At 68.3% G+C, this 15,010-nt stretch carries 14 protein-coding genes; 5 read left to right on the plus strand and 9 right to left on the minus strand.

All coding sequences use genetic code 11. The annotated features are described in order from the left end of the window. Positions 1 to 27: 27 nt before the first annotated feature. The 4 genes from ACGFIF_RS40380 to ACGFIF_RS40395 form a co-directional block, all read right to left on the minus strand. Positions 28 to 714 carry an N-acetylmannosamine-6-phosphate 2-epimerase gene (locus ACGFIF_RS40380; protein WP_393162523.1) on the minus strand — a complete coding sequence of 229 codons (687 nt, stop codon included), beginning with the start codon at positions 712 to 714 and terminating at the stop codon, positions 28 to 30. Beyond that, complete coding sequence (locus ACGFIF_RS40385) at positions 714 to 1,604, minus strand: N-acetylglucosamine kinase (protein WP_393162454.1); 891 nt, start codon at positions 1,602 to 1,604, stop codon at positions 714 to 716. Before ACGFIF_RS40385 ends, ACGFIF_RS40380 begins: the two co-directional genes overlap by 1 nt. A 90-nt stretch (positions 1,605 to 1,694) precedes the next feature. Next, positions 1,695 to 3,122 (minus strand): gamma-aminobutyraldehyde dehydrogenase, encoded by a 1,428-nt coding sequence (locus ACGFIF_RS40390; protein ID WP_393162456.1) that lies wholly within the window; start codon positions 3,120 to 3,122, stop codon positions 1,695 to 1,697. An 8-nt stretch (positions 3,123 to 3,130) separates the two neighbouring features. Continuing rightward, entirely contained in the window at positions 3,131 to 4,756 is a 1,626-nt protein-coding gene (locus tag ACGFIF_RS40395; protein WP_393162458.1) for an amidohydrolase, read from the minus strand. A 156-nt stretch (positions 4,757 to 4,912) separates the two neighbouring features. Here ACGFIF_RS40395 and ACGFIF_RS40400 point away from each other — a divergent pair, with 156 nt between their 5' ends. The 5 genes from ACGFIF_RS40400 to ACGFIF_RS40420 all read left to right on the plus strand — a co-directional run bounded on the left by ACGFIF_RS40400 (position 4,913) and on the right by ACGFIF_RS40420 (position 9,198). Beyond that, a complete protein-coding gene (locus ACGFIF_RS40400) occupies positions 4,913 to 6,301 on the plus strand; it encodes an aspartate aminotransferase family protein (RefSeq protein ID WP_393162460.1) in 1,389 nt (462 codons plus the stop codon). Positions 6,302 to 6,604: 303 nt separating this feature from the next. Then, positions 6,605 to 7,216: a hypothetical protein gene (locus ACGFIF_RS40405; protein ID WP_393162462.1), complete on the plus strand. Its 612-nt coding sequence runs from the start codon at positions 6,605 to 6,607 to the stop codon at positions 7,214 to 7,216. Positions 7,217 to 7,313: 97 nt separating this feature from the next. Beyond that, positions 7,314 to 7,637, plus strand: coding sequence for a hypothetical protein (locus tag ACGFIF_RS40410; RefSeq protein WP_393162464.1), 324 nt, complete (start codon positions 7,314 to 7,316; stop codon positions 7,635 to 7,637). A gap of 2 nt (positions 7,638 to 7,639) precedes the next feature. Then, complete coding sequence (locus tag ACGFIF_RS40415; protein ID WP_393162466.1) at positions 7,640 to 8,221, plus strand: carboxymuconolactone decarboxylase family protein; 582 nt, start codon at positions 7,640 to 7,642, stop codon at positions 8,219 to 8,221. An 86-nt stretch (positions 8,222 to 8,307) separates the two neighbouring features. Then, a complete protein-coding gene (locus ACGFIF_RS40420) occupies positions 8,308 to 9,198 on the plus strand; it encodes an alpha/beta fold hydrolase (RefSeq protein WP_393162468.1) in 891 nt (296 codons plus the stop codon). A gap of 337 nt (positions 9,199 to 9,535) precedes the next feature. Here the strand turns inward: ACGFIF_RS40420 and ACGFIF_RS40425 are convergent, their stop codons facing one another. Genes ACGFIF_RS40425 through ACGFIF_RS40445 form a run of 5 tightly spaced genes read right to left on the minus strand, consistent with a single transcriptional unit; the run spans position 9,536 to position 14,950 of the window. Next, positions 9,536 to 10,903: an NAD(P)/FAD-dependent oxidoreductase gene (locus ACGFIF_RS40425; RefSeq protein WP_393162470.1), complete on the minus strand. Its 1,368-nt coding sequence runs from the start codon at positions 10,901 to 10,903 to the stop codon at positions 9,536 to 9,538. Then, the gene (locus tag ACGFIF_RS40430) at positions 10,900 to 11,700 is read right to left on the minus strand and encodes an ABC transporter permease (protein WP_393162472.1); all 801 of its coding nucleotides are present in this window, start codon (positions 11,698 to 11,700) and stop codon (positions 10,900 to 10,902) included. The genes ACGFIF_RS40425 and ACGFIF_RS40430 overlap by 4 nt, the downstream gene beginning before the upstream one ends. Beyond that, positions 11,697 to 12,605, minus strand: coding sequence for an ABC transporter permease (locus ACGFIF_RS40435; RefSeq protein ID WP_393162474.1), 909 nt, complete (start codon positions 12,603 to 12,605; stop codon positions 11,697 to 11,699). The genes ACGFIF_RS40430 and ACGFIF_RS40435 overlap by 4 nt, the downstream gene beginning before the upstream one ends. Further along, complete coding sequence (locus ACGFIF_RS40440; RefSeq protein ID WP_393162476.1) at positions 12,602 to 13,756, minus strand: ABC transporter ATP-binding protein; 1,155 nt, start codon at positions 13,754 to 13,756, stop codon at positions 12,602 to 12,604. The genes ACGFIF_RS40435 and ACGFIF_RS40440 overlap by 4 nt, the downstream gene beginning before the upstream one ends. A 3-nt stretch (positions 13,757 to 13,759) precedes the next feature. Further along, entirely contained in the window at positions 13,760 to 14,950 is a 1,191-nt protein-coding gene (locus ACGFIF_RS40445) for a spermidine/putrescine ABC transporter substrate-binding protein (RefSeq protein ID WP_393162479.1), read from the minus strand. Positions 14,951 to 15,010 lie beyond the last annotated feature (60 nt).

Here is a 15,010-nt window from a genome sequence, read left to right on the forward strand (position 1 = left end):
GAGGGGGGTGCCCCCGGTGTCGAGCGGTCAGGGGCGAGATCGAGTAGACCAATTCGGGGACATCGCGCTCGCCAGCCGGGTGGTGATGTGGGTCGGATTGGTGATCGCGGAGCCGACGACGACGGCGTGGGCACCGGCGTCGCAGACCGCGCGAACGTCTGCGGGTGCACTGATCCTGCCCTCGGCGACGATCGGGCAATCCACCGCGGCGGCAAGTCGGCGCACCAGTTCGACGTCCGGTCCGGTCGGCGTACCGCCCCCGGTGTAACCCGAGAGGGTGGTCGCCACGTAGTCGGCTCCGGCGTCGCGGGCGGCGAGACCCGCATCCAGAGTATCGACATCAGCCAGAATTGGTACACCCAGCTCGTGGTGGATCCGCTCGATCTGACGGCGTAGCGGCTGACCGTCGGGGCGCGGTCGGAGCGTGCCGTCCAGCGCGATCAGGTCGGCGCCGGCCGTGACGACGTCGACGGCCGACTCGAAAGTCGGGGTGATGAACACACCCGACGGGTCACCCAGTTTGTTGATGCCGATGATCGGCAAGGCCGTCACTGCCCGGATCGCGGCGACATGCGAGGGCCCGTTTGCGCGGATCGCGGCCGCTCCGCCCAGCTCGGCGGCACGCGCCATCAGAGCCATCAGCTCGGCGGAGTCGAACGGGTCCCCCGGGATGGACTGGCAGGACACCACCAGGCTGCCGGCCGGCAGCAGCATCACGATCGGCGATGGGTGACGATCAGGTCGGCATACGGCCCGGGCGGACTGGTTGCCAAGCGCTCAGCGCCGTCTAGGGAGGTGCCGGCCGCCGCGACGAGCTGGGCCCGGGGTGACACGGCTGCACGGACCGGATCCAGTAGCTGTTCGCCGGCTCCCGCGAACAGGCCGCCTACACACGCGACCGGCACAGCACTCCGGCCCGCCAGCGTCGCCACGGCCGCACCGATCGTCTCGGCGATGTCATGAGCGGCCCGTACGACGAGCTCCGCCGCGACCGGGTCGCCTTCGGCGGCACAGCGCAGTACCTCCGGGGCGAACCGTGCGACGTCGTCCACCAGCGTCGCCGACTTGTAGAGCGTCACCGGCTCCAGAGTGGTCTCCGCAAGCTTCGTCGCCGGACCACGCCCGTCCCGAGCCCGCTGTACGGCGACCAGCCCGGCGCGACCGATCGCGAACGCGCTGCCCGCGTCCCCGAACAGGTAGCCGTGCCCGTCGACCTTGTGCCAGGAGCCGTCGCGGTCCACGGCCAGGCAGACCAGTCCGGTGCCAGCAGCAACCACCACGCCGTAGCCGTCGGCCAGTGCACCCGCGTGCGCAGTCACCATGTCCTGGGTCATCCGCACCTCGTCGGCGTCCAGTACGTCGGCGATCCGCGCAGCAAGCTCGTCCGCGACCTCCCGCACCGGCGGGAACCCGGTCAGCCCGAGCGCGACGACTTCTGCAGGCTCAGCAAACTCTGCCGCGGCGGCAGCGGTGCGGATCGCCCCCAGCAGGTGCTCCGAGCTGCTCGGACCGTGCACATAGCCAGGCCCAGTTCCGACCCGTCCGCCGGGCACGACTCGAAGCCTCAGGGCAGACTGCCCACCGTCGATGGCGATGCTGCTCATGCAAGTGATTCCAGGAGGAGTCGGGGACGTGCTGTCGGGGCCTACTCTGGCGCTCCGGCCGCGTCACGTAAAGCGGCTCGACTAGACCACCTACGCCTCGATGTTCGACATGACGTGCTTGATCCGGGTGTAGTCCTCCAGGCCGTACATGGACAGGTCCTTGCCGTGGCCGGAGTGTTTGAACCCGCCGTGAGGCATCTCCGCGACGATCGGGATGTGGGTGTTGATCCAGACGCAGCCGAAGTCGAGGCGGCGGGCCATCCGCATCGCCCGGCCGTGGTCACGGGTGAAGACCGATGAGGCGAGGCCGTACTCGACTCCGTTGGCCCAGCGCAGCGCCTCGTCCTCGTCGGTGAACTGCTGCACCGTGATGACCGGTCCGAAGATCTCCTGCTGGATCGCCTCGTCGTCCTGGCGCAGCCCGGAGACCACGGTCGGCGCGTAGAAGTAGCCGTGGTCACCTACCGCGGTACCACCTGTCCGCAACGACGCGTGGTCGGGCAGCCGGTTGACGAAGCCGCCGACCCGCTCCAGTTGAGCCGCGTTGTTCAGAGCGCCGTACGCGACGTCGGGATCGTCGGGCAGCCCGGTCTTGGTGTCACGCGCCCGCTCGGTGATCGCGTCGACGAAGTCGTCGTGGATGCGCGGGCCGGCCAGCACGCGGGTGGCCGCGGTGCAGTCCTGGCCGGCGTTGAAGTACCCCGCGTCGGCGATCGCCTCCGCCGCCTTCTCCAGGTCCGCGTCGTCGAAGACCACCACGGGCGCCTTGCCGCCGAGCTCGAGGTGGGTGCGCTTCAGCTGCCGGGCCGCGGCCGAAGCCACCTCCATGCCGGCCCGAACCGATCCGGTGATCGCGACCAGCTGCGGGATCTCGTGGTCGACGAGGGCACGGCCGGTGTCCCGGTCACCGCAGACGACGTTGAACACGCCCGGCGGCAGGAACTCGTTGCACAGTTCGGCGAGCAGCACCGTCGATGCCGGGGTGGTGTCGCTCGGCTTGAGCACCACCGTGTTGCCTGCAGCGAGTGCAGGTGCGATCTTCCAGATCGCCATCATCAGCGGATAGTTCCACGGCGTCACCTGACCGACGACGCCGATCGGTTCGCGCCGGATGAACGACGTGTGGCCGGCCAGGTACTCGCCCGCCGACCGCCCTTCCAGCACCCGGGCCGCACCGGCGAAGAACCGCAACTGGTCTACACACGGCGGCACCTCGTCGCTCGCGGTGAGGGCCAGCGGCTTCCCGGTGTTGCGGCTCTCGACCTCGACGAACTCGTCGGCCCGCCGTTCCATCGCGTCCGCGATCTTCAGCAGCGCGAGCTGCCGCTCGGCCGGGGTGGAGTCGCGCCAGGTCTCGAACGCCCGCGCGGCCGCGGTCATCGCCTGGTCGACGTCCTCGGGTCCGGACAGCGGCGCCTTGGTGTAGACCTCACCGGTCGCCGGCGCGATCACGTCGTACGACGCTCCGCTGAGCGCGCCCACCGATTTGCCGTCCACGAGGTTCTTCAGCTCAGCCATGACAGTCCCTATCTCGTCGATTGATCACCGAAGACGCGTACGCCTTCGACATAGGTGGCCCGGACTCGTGCCTGTGCGATCTCTTCCGGCGGTCCGGTGAACGGGTCCCGGTCGAGGACGGCCAGATCCGCGAGCGCCCCGACCTCGATCCGGCCGGTCTCGTCCTCGTGGTTCAGCCACGCACTCCCCGATGTGTACGCCGCCAGCGCGGTCGCCAGGTCCAGCGCCTGCTCGGGCAGGAAGGCGTCCCGATCGCCCGGCGCCTTGCGGTTCACCGCCACATGTACGGCGGCCAGCGGGTCCGGACTCGACACCGGCCAGTCCGAGCCGGCCGCGAGCCGCGCGCCCGACCGGGCCAGCGTCCCGAACGGGTACTGCCAACCCGTGCGCTCCGGACCGAGGAACGGGATGGTCAGGTCGACCATCTGCGGCTCGTACACGGCCCACAGCGCCTGCAGGTTGGCGGTGACACCGAGCTTGGCGAACCGGTCCAGGTCGTCGGGATGAATCACCTGCACATGCGCGATGTGGTGCCGCAGGTCGCTGTCGCCGTTCTCTTTGAGCGCGGCCTCGAACGCATCCAGCGCCTCTCGAACTGCTCGGTCTCCGATGGCATGCACGTGGATTTGGAAGCCCTCAGCGTCGAGTTGGGTGACATGTCGTCCCAGCGCGACCGGGTCCACGAACGAGATCCCCGCGTTGGCGGTGCGACAACCGCAGCCGTCGAAATAGGGCTCGAGCATCCCGGCGGTGAAGTTCTCGGCGACGCCGTCCTGCATGATCTTCACGGCGCCGGCCCGGAACCGCGGGTAGCTCAGAGCGTCCCGTCGTACGACGAGCTCCGGGATCTGATCGGCGCCGCGGTCGCGCTCCCACCACAGCGCCCCGACCACCCGCGCTGTCAGCCGGCCGTCCCGGGCGAGTTCGACGTATGCCGGGGTCGCGTCGCCGATGTTCGCGTAGTCGCCGAGGATGGCGTCCTGCCAGCCGGTGATGCCCAGCGAGTGCAGGTGCGCCTGCGCGTCGAGCAGCGCGGCGACCAACTCGGCCTGGGTCGTCGGCGGGGCGAGCCGGCCGACGAGATCCATCGCTCCTTCGTGCAGGGTCCCGGTCGGCGCCCCGTCCGGACCACGCTCGATCCGTCCGTCCGGCGGATCCGGCGTCCGCGCGTCGACGCCGGCCAACTCGAGGGCCCGCGAGTTCACCCAGGCTCCGTGGTGGTCCGCGTTCACCAGGAACACCGGCCGGTCGGCGACCACCGTGTCCAGGTCGGCCGCCGCCGGTGCGCCACCGGGGAAGTCGGGCTGGTGCCAGCCGCCGCCGAGGATCCACGGCAGCTCCGGGTGCTCCCCGGCGTACCTCGCGATCTTCTCCTGGTACGCCGCCAGCCCCGACGCCGGCGAAAGGTCGCAGCGGGCCCGTTCGAGGCCGCCCTGCACCGGGTGGATGTGGGCGTCCACGAAGCCGGGCAGCACCAGACCACCCGCCAGGTCCACCACCTCGGTCCGCGGACCACGGAGCTCGCTCGGGTCCGCGGCGACCGCGGCAATCCGGCCCGCCCGGACGCCCACCGCCAGACCGGGCCGGTGGCGACGGCCGTCGAAGACCGAGCCGTTGACGAACAGGGTGTCCACCCCGTGACCTCCCGCTGTACGGATTCCGAATCAGATCTCGCCGTGGACTGATGGTATCGATAGAATATCGGCTACCTGGGCACGAAATCACTTGCCAGTGTGCATATTCGCAGGCAGGATGGCGAGCAACGGCCCGCCTGAGACGGAGGAACCACGATGCCGTCCGACACGCTCGACGCCACCGACTTCGCCCACCTGCAGCAGTCGGCGCGCGACCACCTGTGGATGCACTTCACCAGGATGTCGAGCTACCAGCAGGCCGAGGTCCCGGTCATCGTCCGCGGCGACGGCGTGTACATCTACGACGCGCACGGCAAGCGCTACCTGGACGGTCTGGCCGGCCTGTTCGTCAGCCAGCTCGGCCACGGCCGCACCGAGCTCGCCGAGGCGGCGGCCAAGCAGGCCGCGGAGCTGGCCTTCTTCCCGCTCTGGTCCTACGCGCACCCCAAGTCGATCGAGCTGGCCGAGCGCGTCGCCGGCTACGCACCGGGCGACCTCAACCGGGTCTTCTTCACCAGCGGCGGGGGCGAGGCGGTCGAGTCCGCCTGGAAACTCGCCAAGCAGTACTTCAAGCTCACCGGCAAACCCGGTAAGCACAAGGTGATCAGTCGTGCGATCGCCTACCACGGCACCACCCAGGGCGCCCTGTCCATCACCGGGCTGCCGGAGCTGAAGGCACCGTTCGAGCCGTTGGTGCCGAGCACGTTCCGGGTCCCGAACACCAATATCTACCGGGCCCCGATCCACGGCGACGACCCGGCCGCGTTCGGCCGCTGGGCCGCCGACCAGATCGCGGTCGCGATCGAGAACGAGGGCGCCGACACCGTCGCCGCCGTCTTCCTCGAACCGGTACAGAACGCAGGCGGGTGCTTCCCGCCGCCACCCGGCTACTTCGACCGCGTCCGCGAGATCTGCGACCAGTACGACGTACTGCTCGTCAGCGACGAGGTGATCTGTGCGTTCGGCCGGCTCGGGCACATGTTCGGGTCCGAGCGCTACGGCTACCAACCGGACATCATCACCTGCGCGAAAGGCATCACCTCCGGCTACGCACCGCTCGGCGCGATGATCGCGACCGACCGGCTGTACGAGCCGTTCCTGAAGGGCGATACAACGTTCGCCCATGGCTACACCTTCGGTGGCCACCCCGTATCCGCCGCGGTCGCGCTGACCAATCTGGACATCTTCGAGAGCGAAGGCATCACCGAGCACGTCCGGAGCCGGGAGGGGGATTTCCGGGCGACGCTCGAACAGCTACTCGATCTGCCCTTGGTCGGCGACGTCCGCGGTGCGGGGTACTTCTACGGGATCGAACTGGTCAAAGACAAGGCGACCAAGGAAACCTTCGACGACGAGGAGTCGGAGCGGCTCCTCCGCGGCTTCCTGTCCAAGGCCCTCTTCGACGCCGGCCTCTACTGCCGAGCCGACGACCGCGGCGACCCGGTCATCCAGCTCTCCCCACCCCTGATCTGCGACCAGACCCACTTCGACGAGATGGAACAAATCATCCGCGCAGTCCTGATCGAAGCCGAGTCCAAGCTGTAGAGGTCCTGGGGTCTAACCCACGCGTGCTACGCAGGCACTCCTTCGTCGCGCCCGCTCCGCGCGCTCCCACCCACCCGACTCTCCCTGCGGGCTGCCGCCCGCGTTGCCGGGCTATCGCCCGGTCTGCGTGCTCCTGCGTCGCCCGTGACCACCACCCGCGTCGGCGCCCGTCCGCACAGGGGCTGTTGTCCGTGGAGACGCGTCCACAGACGATCCCGCAGTGCTCGTGTCAGCAGGTGACCCGTCGACCCACCCATCATCGGCGGCCGGGCGCCGGACCGGGTGGGTCGGCAGGATGGGGGCATGCGGATCGTCGGGGCGGCCTCAGAGGCTGAGATGGTTGCGAGCTTTCTCGTCGGCGAACTGGCGTCTGAGCGGTTTGGGTCGACCCTCGCGCTCGTGCTGGCACGGAGCGGCCACTCGACGACGCTTCTGACCAACGCGAACCTGTCTGACCCACAGGAGAACGAGCAGCGACGTCAACTACTGGGCGAGTTCCGGGGCTACCGTCAGAATCGCGAACTGTTCGAGGGCTTCCCCGACAACGTCAGCTGGCAGCACGTGCTGCTGTCGCCATCCGAACTACTGAGCGTGCGCTACATCGACTACAGCTACTGGACCGCGCTGACCGCCGGAACCCGGCGACCGACGGACGCCGCCCGATTCATCCGCCGCGGCGGCCTGGTCTTCGGCCGCATGCCCACTGGACATTTCCTCACGGCCGCAGAATCCCTCCAGGCAGGGCTCACCTGCGAACCGATGATGTGCGTGCGCAGCGGCGCAGGTCGCCCGCTGGTGGTGTTCGAGGGGCACGCCAGACTCACAGCGATGGCCCTGGCTACCGAGTGTCTGCCTGACGAGGTACCAATTCTGCTGGGAACGGCTGCAGCGATCTCCGACTGGCCGTGCTACTGATCGGTGATTTTCGGCTGTGTGTCGTATTCGGTGGGGTGCCGATCGTCATATGCATGAGGGCAGATGGCCCCGGAGTGCACAGGAGGCGGAGGGTGCTGTGGCGGATGAGGACAAGAAGCGAGCAGCGCAGCGGGCCTTGGTGGATCGGGTCCTGAACGGCGAAGGCAAGGCATCGGCGGAGCAGCGAGCGCGTGCCTTCAGGAACGACGGGCTCTCTCCGCCGTTGGATGCGCTGGTCGGCAAGGTCGTCGACAGGCCGGCGGAGGTCACCTCGGAGGACTTGGCTGCGGCGAAGGCGGCGGGGTGCACCGAGGACCAGGTTTTCGAGCTGGTGGTGTGCGCCGCGGTCGGCCAGTCCGACCGGCTGTATGAAGCCGGGCTGGCTGCCCTGGCCGAGGCGACCGGGCAAGGGGAGGCCTGATCATGCGGCTTGACATCCTCAATCACGGTTACAGCCCCGGAACCAAGCTGCTCTTCGCGGTCATCCGGTTGTTCTCCGGGCACCCGGTGCCGGATGCGGCCAAGCTGGTCTTCTACCGGCCCGACTTCTACGGCGCCCGTGCCAAGGAGTTCACCCACGAGGCGATGCGCGGCCCGTCCGAATGGTCGATCGGCGATCGGGAGCTGATGGCGGCGTACGTGTCCAAGGTGAACGAGTCCGCGTTCTGCGTCGGCGCGCACACCGCGACCGCGCGTCAGTCGTACCAGGACGGGCCAAGGGTCGCCGCGGTGCTGGCCGACCTGGAGTCGGCTCCCGTCGAGGAGCCACTGCGGGCAACGCTGCGGATGCTCGGCAAGCTGACCCGGGAGGGAAAGGTCGGCGCCGAGGACATGCGGGACGTGCTGGCCACCGGCGTCTCATCCCAGCAAGTCAAGGACGCACTGGCGGTCTGCGCCACCTTCAACACCACCAACCGCCTCGCCGACGCCTTCGGCTTCGAACTGCTCACCTCCGAGGGCTTCGACGCAGGAGCCAAGTACCTACTCAAGCGCGGCTACCGGTAGCCCGGCAGCGCCCAGACCGAGGCAACCGCGACCGGGTGATCGTGTAAACCAGGTGCATGGCTCTTCCCACTGAAGTCATTGCGCCTGTGAGGATCGAAGTCCGCGAGGGACACAGCCTGGCGGTGCGGCGTCGTGGGAACGGTGGCGTACCGCTGCTGCTCATCCACGGGTTCCCCTGCACGAGCCGCATCTGGTCGCACAACCTCGTACCGCTGGCCGAGGCGGGGTTCGACGTTGTCGCGCCGGACCTGCGCGGGTACGGCGACTCCGATTTCGCGCCGGATGACTTCTACGACCTCAACGCGTTCAACACCGACCTGACCGGCCTGTTCGACAAACTCGGCTGGGAGCGCGCAGTCGTCGCCGGGCACGATCTGGGCGCGATGATCGCCGTCGACATGGCCAACCGCCACCCCGACCGGGTGGACCGTCTGGTCATCCTGGACGACTCCATGCCGGACCTGGCCGAAGCGTTCGCAGCGGCGGGTATCCCGCCGAGCCGACCCAAGCCCGCTGTCTACGACTACCAGCGCCGCCAGGGGCACCACGCCGACGCCTTGGTCGCCGAGCTGGCTACGCCCGAGCAGCGGCGGCGTTACATCGGTGAGTTCTATGGGCATCGCATGTGGTGTCCGCCCGACGCCTTCGACGAGGAGGACTTGGCCTTCCTGACCGAGCCGTACGGCGACGCAGCCCGGCTGCGCGCCTCCTTCGCCGACTACGAGGTCGTCATGGGCACCCGGCCCCTGTCGGCCCCGGAAATGCTCGACCGGCCGGTCCAGCAGCGCGCCCTGGTACTGATCGGCGCCGACCAGGTGACCATAGGCGACCACGTCGAGCAGCGGTGCGCACTCGCCTTCCCCGAAGCAGTCGGCCCGTTCTGGGTCAAGGGCGCCGGCCACTTCATGCCCTGGGAGAAGCCCGAAACGGTCAACCGCGCCATCCGCGCCTTCTGCGGCGACCTGCTGGCGGTCTGACCCACAGCGAGCACCACAGCGCGGACACGCTCCTCGGGCGGCTGAGGACGTCGCGCGGACGCGACGCAGAAGCGGCCTGCGTAGAGGTGCCTGGGCTGGACCAGCGGGTGAGGCGGATCCGGCTCGAAGAACTCGGGCGATGCCGAGTGGGCGCAGGGCTTCCGCGTGACGCACAGTCGTCTTGCAGACGGACGCAGGCCTCGCAGTCGATCGCGGGCGACGAAGGAGCACGCAGGTACGGGCGATAAGCCCGTAAGGAAGATCGGGTGGGCGGGAGCGCGCGGAGCGGGTGCGACGCAGGAGTGCCCGCGTAGCACGCGTGGGTCGAAACACACATTCAGAAGTCGAAGCCCAGGCCCATCCGGTCGAGGGTTCGTAGCCAGAGGTCGCGGTGGCCGTTGTGGGTGTCGGCTCGGGCCATGGACCAGCGGGTGAGGTGGATGCCGGCTGCGCGGAGGGGCTCGGGTGGGAAGGGCAGGGGGCGCTCGCGGACCATGCGGAGGCGGGTGCGTTCGGTGTCCTCGGCGTACAGGAGGTCGAGCATCACGTCGGCGCCGAAGCGGGTGGCGCCGACGCCTAGGCCGGTGTAGCCGAGGGCGTAGCCGATGTGGCCGGAGTGTGCTGTGCCGAAGAAGGCGCAGAACCTGGTGCTGGTGTCGATCACGCCGCCCCAGCGGTGGGTGAAGTGCAGGCCGTCCAACTGGGGGAACGTGGTGAAGAAGTGGCGCGCGAGCATCGCGTGGATCGAGTTGCGTTGCTCGAACGCCGGGTCGATGCGGCTGCCGAAGTGGTACAGCGGCATGTAGCCGCCCCACAGGATCCGGTCGTCGCGGGTGAGGCGGTAGTAGTGGAACAGGTTCGACGCGTCGCCGACGCCCTGGCGGTGACGCCAGCCGATGCTCTTCAGTTGCGCGGTCGACAAGGGTTCGGTGACCAGGACCAGGTCGTAGACGGGCACGGTGTACAGGCGCAACCGCCGCAACAGCGAAGGAAAGGCGTTGGTGGCCAGCGCGATCCGGTCCGCGCGCACGGAACCAGTTTCGGTGTGCAGTGATTTGCTGTGCAGCGTGGTCACCCGGCTGTGTTCATGGATGCGTACGCCGAGTGCCAGGCAAGCCCGGCGTAGTCCCCAGGCCAGGCGGGCCGGCTCGACCAGCGCGGTCCGGTACGGGTCGGAGAGCGCACCGAGGTAGGTCGGTGAGTTCAGCTCGGCGCGGGCCGCCTCCTGGTCCAGGAGCGCGACAGCGGGGCGCTCGGAAGCCTCTTCGGCCAGTTCGTCGAGGTGGTGCGGTGCGGTGGCAACGGTGAGCTCACCGGTTCGTTGCCAATCGCAATCGATGCCGAACCGGGTGATGGTGTCACCGATGGCGTCGAGATTGTCGGCGCCCAACTGCTCGAGCTGAGCGACCTCGTCCGGCCAGCGGGCCAGGCCGTTGCCGTACCCGTGCGTCAGGCTGGCGTCGCAGAAGCCACCGTTGCGCCCGCTGGCCGCGGATCCACAGGTGTCCGACTCGAGCAGTACGACGTCGAGCTCCGGATAGCGCTCCTTCGCCCGCAGTGCTGTCCACAGACCGGTGTACCCGCCGCCGACCACGACCAGGTCGGCCGTGGTCGGCCCGAGGAGCGCCGGCGCAGGAACCGGTGCCGCCTTGTCCTCGAGCCAGAACACCCGGGGTTCGGCGTCCGCAAGCGCGGCCAGTTTCATCGGGTCCTTCGACGCCGGGTCAGTTCGCCGCCGACCACGAGAATCAGTGCGAGCAGGAACATCGCCGTACCGACGACGTTGATCTGCGGCGGGATGTCGCGCTGCGCCGAACCCCAGACGTACATCGGGAACGTCACCGTGGTCCCGGCGTTCAGGTTGGTGATGATGAAGTCGTCGAACGACAGCGAGAAGCTGAGCAGCGCGGCGGCCAGGATGCCGGGGAACACCAGCGGGAAGGTGATCCGCCAGAACGTCTGCCACTCGTCGGCGTACAGATCCATCGCGGCCTGTTCCAGCCGGGAGTCCATCCCGGTCAGCCGGGCCTTCACGGTGACGACGACGAACGACATGCAGAACATCACGTGCGCGATCAGGATCGTCCAGAACCCGAGCTGACCACCGAAGCCGCTGGACACGAACAGGGCGAGCAGGGACGAGCCGAGCACGATCTCCGGTGAGGCCATCGGCAGGAAGATGAAGAGGTTGGTGGCGGACCGGCCGCGGAACCGGTGCCGCACCATCGCGAACGCCATCAGGGTGCCCAGGGCGGTGGCGATGACGGTCGACAGCAGGCCGATCCGCAGGCTGGTGCTGACCGCGTCGCACAGCCCCAGCGGTTGGCACGGGTTCTGCCAGTTGTCCCAGGTGAAACCGTCGAACGTGTAGGACAGCTTGCTCTTCGGCGCGTTGAAGGACATCAGCATCACGACGAAGATCGGCGCGAACAGGTAGAGCAGGACGAGGACCGCGAACACCATGATCAGGTGCCGTCCGACGAACCGACCGACTCTGGTCATACCAGGTCCTCCGTCCCGGTCCGGCGGATGTAGAACAGCACCAGGACGACGATCGCCGCCATCAGCGTGACCGACAGCGCGGCGGCGGTCGGATAGGCACCGGCGGAGAACAGGCGCTGGATGTCGTTGCCGATCATCCGCTGCTTCGGCGTACCGAGCAGCTGGGCGTTGATGTAGTCACCCGCCGCGGGAATGAAGGTCAGCAGCGTGCCCGCGACCACACCCGGCATCGACAGCGGCAGCGTCACGGTGCGGAAGGTGGTGAACGGCCCCGCGAACAGGTCCCCGCCGGCCTCGATCAACCGGCGGTCGATCCGCTCCAGACTCGCGTAGAGCGGCAGCACCATGAACGGCAGGAAGTTGTAGGTCAGGCCGGTGACGACCGCGGCCGTGGTGGCGAGCAACCGCCCGTCCGGGCCGAGGATGCGCAGGGTCTGCAGGAAGTCCACCACCCAGCCGTTGTCACTGAGCAGCAGCTTCCAGGACAGCGTCCGGATCAGGAAGCTGGTGAAGAACGGCGCGATCACCAGCGCCAGCATCAGGTTCCGCCACCGGCCGGCCTTGATCGCGATCGCGTAGGCGAGCGGATAGCCGAGCAGCAGGCAGAACGCGGTGGTGAGCAGCGCGTACCAGAGCGACCGCCCGAACGGACGGGCGTAGTCCGCCATCGCGTCGGTGAAGTTCTGCCAGTGCCAGGTCATCGCGAACCCGGTCTCGATCGAACCGTTCGGGTCGTAGAGGCTGGCGGCCAGCAGCGACACCAGCGGTACGACGAAGAACAGGAGCAGGAAGAGCCCGCCGGGAAGCAGCAACAGGTACGCCGTCCGCCGTCGACCCGACCGTTCGGGCTTCCCGGCCGGGCCCGGGGCCTGGACGGTCGATCCCAGCTGCCCGATCGCGCTCACCCGGCACCACCCGCGTCATCGACCCCGGCGAGGGCGTCCTGCGCCGCATCCAGCACGAAGGTGTGCGACGGCTGCCAGTGCAGGTCGACCTGATCCCCGACCGCGAACGTGTTCCGGGCACCGGTGTTCTGCTCGAAGATCGTCAGCTCCTGGTCCCACGGCAGTTTGGCCAGGTACTGCGTGCTGACGCCGACGTAACTGACGTCGGTCACGACCGCACCGCGGAGCTGGTTCAAGCCGTTGCTCTGCTCCGTACCGCCCGGGGCCAGGAACACCTTCTCCGGCCTGATCCCCATCCAGACCTCCCCCTCGGTCACCCGGCACCGTGGCAGCGGCACGGTCACCTTGCGGCCGTGGACGTCGAGCACGAGGTTCTCGTCGTTCTGGCCGATGATCGTCGCGCGGATCAGGTTGGACTGGCCGAGGAAGTTCGCTACGAAGGTGGTGGCGGGCAGGTCGTACAACTCCGCCGGCGTTCCCAGTTGTTCGATCAGGCCGCCGTTCATCACCGCGATGGTGTCGGCCATCGTCATGGCCTCTTCCTGGTCGTGCGTGACATGGACGAAGGTGATGCCGACCTCGGTCTGGATCCGCTTCAGCTCGATCTGCATCTGCCGGCGCAGCTTCAGGTCGAGCGCGCCGAGCGGTTCGTCCAGCAGCAGCACCTGCGGCCGGTTGATCAGCGCCCGGGCCAGCGCGACCCGCTGCTGCTGGCCACCGGACAGCTGCGTCGGCCGACGCTTGCCGAAGGCACCGAGCTCGACCAGGTCGAGCATCTCGTCGACCTTCGGCTTGAAGTCCTTCACCCCACGGCGGCGCAGCCCGAAGGCGACGTTCTCGAAGATGTTCAGGTGCGGGAACAGCGCGTAGTTCTGGAACACCGTGTTGACCGGCCGTTTGTACGGGCGCAGTCCGGTGATGTCCTGCTCGCCCAGCCGGACGGTTCCGGTGCTCGGTTCCTCCAGCCCGGCGACCATCCGCAGCGTGGTGGTCTTACCGCAGCCCGACGGGCCGAGCAGCGCGAAGAAGCTGCCGGCCGGCACGGTCAGGTCCAGTTGGTGCACCGCCTGCTGGCCGCCGTACTGCTTGCTGATGCCGCTGAGGACGAGGTCGTCCGACCGGGGCGGTGGGGTGGTATCCGGTGTGGCCATGTGTCAGCCCCCGATCGCGAGGTTGAAGTCGGTTTCGTAGAGCTTCGCCTGGGACGTGTCGAGTGGCATGAAGGCGAATGTCTTGGCCAGCATCGCCTGGTCGGGGAAGATCAGCGGGTCCTCGACCAGCTCCGGGTCGATCGCCTCCATCGCCTGCTGCGCGCCCTCGACCGGGCAGATGTAGTTGACCCAGGCCGCCAGGGTGGCCGCGACCTCGGGGTCGTAGTAGTAGTTCATCAGTGCCTCGGCGTTCGCCTTGTGATCGGCCTTGTTCGGCACCATCAGGTTGTCCGACCACAGATTCATGCCCTCTTCGGGGACGACGAACTTGATGTCGGGGTTGTCGGCCTGCATCGCGATGACGTCGCCGGACCATGCCTCACAGGCGGCGATGTTGCCGGCGTTCAGATCCTGCACGTAGTCGTTGCCGGTGAAGCGCCGGATCTGCCCGGACGCGACCTTGTCCTGGAGCAGCTCGAGCGCCTTGCTCCACTCCGCGTCGTTGAACTTGCCCGGGTCCGCGCCGACCAGGCGCAGCATGACTCCCATGGTGTCGGGCATCTCGGACAGCATGGTGATCCGGCCCTTGAGATCCTCGCGGTTGAGCAGGTCGGTGAAGCTGCCCACGGCGCTGGTGACCTTGGAGTTGTAGGCGATCCCGGTCAGTCCGCTCTGCCAGGGCGCGCTGTAGTCCCGGTTCGGGTCCCAGCTCGGCGCCTTCAGCTGCTTCAGCAGGTTGGCGTCGACGTTCGGGATCTTCGTGTGGTCGAGTTTCTGGATCCAGCCCAGCCCGATCATCCGGGCCGCCATCCAGTCGGTCAGCGCGAACAGGTCCCGGCCGCACGGCTGGCAGGTGCCGAGCTGGTCGCGGACCTTGCCGTAGAACTCCGCGTTGTCGTTGACGTCGGCGGTGTAGGTGACCTCGATCCCGGTCTCGTCCTGGAACGCGGCCAGCGTAGGCGGCACCGCGTCGCTGTTCTCCTCGTCCTCGTCGATGTAGCCCGGCCAGTTCGAGAAGAGCAGCGTCTTCTGCTCGGCCGACAGGTCGGTGCTGACGCAACTGCCGGCCTCCTGCTTCGCGGCGGGGATACCGCACCCGGTCAGCAGGCCGCCGCCGGCCAGCCCGAGAGCGGACAACGACATCCCGCGAAGAACGGCCCGGCGCCCGATGACTGGCTGGTGACGAGGACTCATAGGACCCCCTAGAGAACTGCTGTCGCGGGCGATACTGTCAAACCGAACTGATCTAGACAA

It is taken from the genome of Kribbella sp. NPDC049174 (assembly GCF_043197365.1).
Lineage (GTDB): Bacteria > Actinomycetota > Actinomycetes > Propionibacteriales > Kribbellaceae > Kribbella.

Coding starts and splice junctions, on each gene's coding strand:
- ACGFIF_RS40415 (WP_393162466.1), top strand. CDS start 7,640: ATGCGGCTTGACATCCTCAATCACGGTTACAGCCCCGGAACCAAGCTG.
- ACGFIF_RS40390 (WP_393162456.1), bottom strand. CDS start 3,122: ATGGCTGAGCTGAAGAACCTCGTGGACGGCAAATCGGTGGGCGCGCTC.
- ACGFIF_RS40385 (WP_393162454.1), bottom strand. CDS start 1,604: ATGAGCAGCATCGCCATCGACGGTGGGCAGTCTGCCCTGAGGCTTCGA.
- ACGFIF_RS40380 (WP_393162523.1), bottom strand. CDS start 714: ATGCTGCTGCCGGCCGGCAGCCTGGTGGTGTCCTGCCAGTCCATCCCG.
- ACGFIF_RS40405 (WP_393162462.1), top strand. CDS start 6,605: ATGCGGATCGTCGGGGCGGCCTCAGAGGCTGAGATGGTTGCGAGCTTT.
- ACGFIF_RS40425 (WP_393162470.1), bottom strand. CDS start 10,903: ATGAAACTGGCCGCGCTTGCGGACGCCGAACCCCGGGTGTTCTGGCTC.
- ACGFIF_RS40440 (WP_393162476.1), bottom strand. CDS start 13,756: ATGGCCACACCGGATACCACCCCACCGCCCCGGTCGGACGACCTCGTC.
- ACGFIF_RS40445 (WP_393162479.1), bottom strand. CDS start 14,950: ATGAGTCCTCGTCACCAGCCAGTCATCGGGCGCCGGGCCGTTCTTCGC.
- ACGFIF_RS40430 (WP_393162472.1), bottom strand. CDS start 11,700: ATGACCAGAGTCGGTCGGTTCGTCGGACGGCACCTGATCATGGTGTTC.
- ACGFIF_RS40400 (WP_393162460.1), top strand. CDS start 4,913: ATGCCGTCCGACACGCTCGACGCCACCGACTTCGCCCACCTGCAGCAG.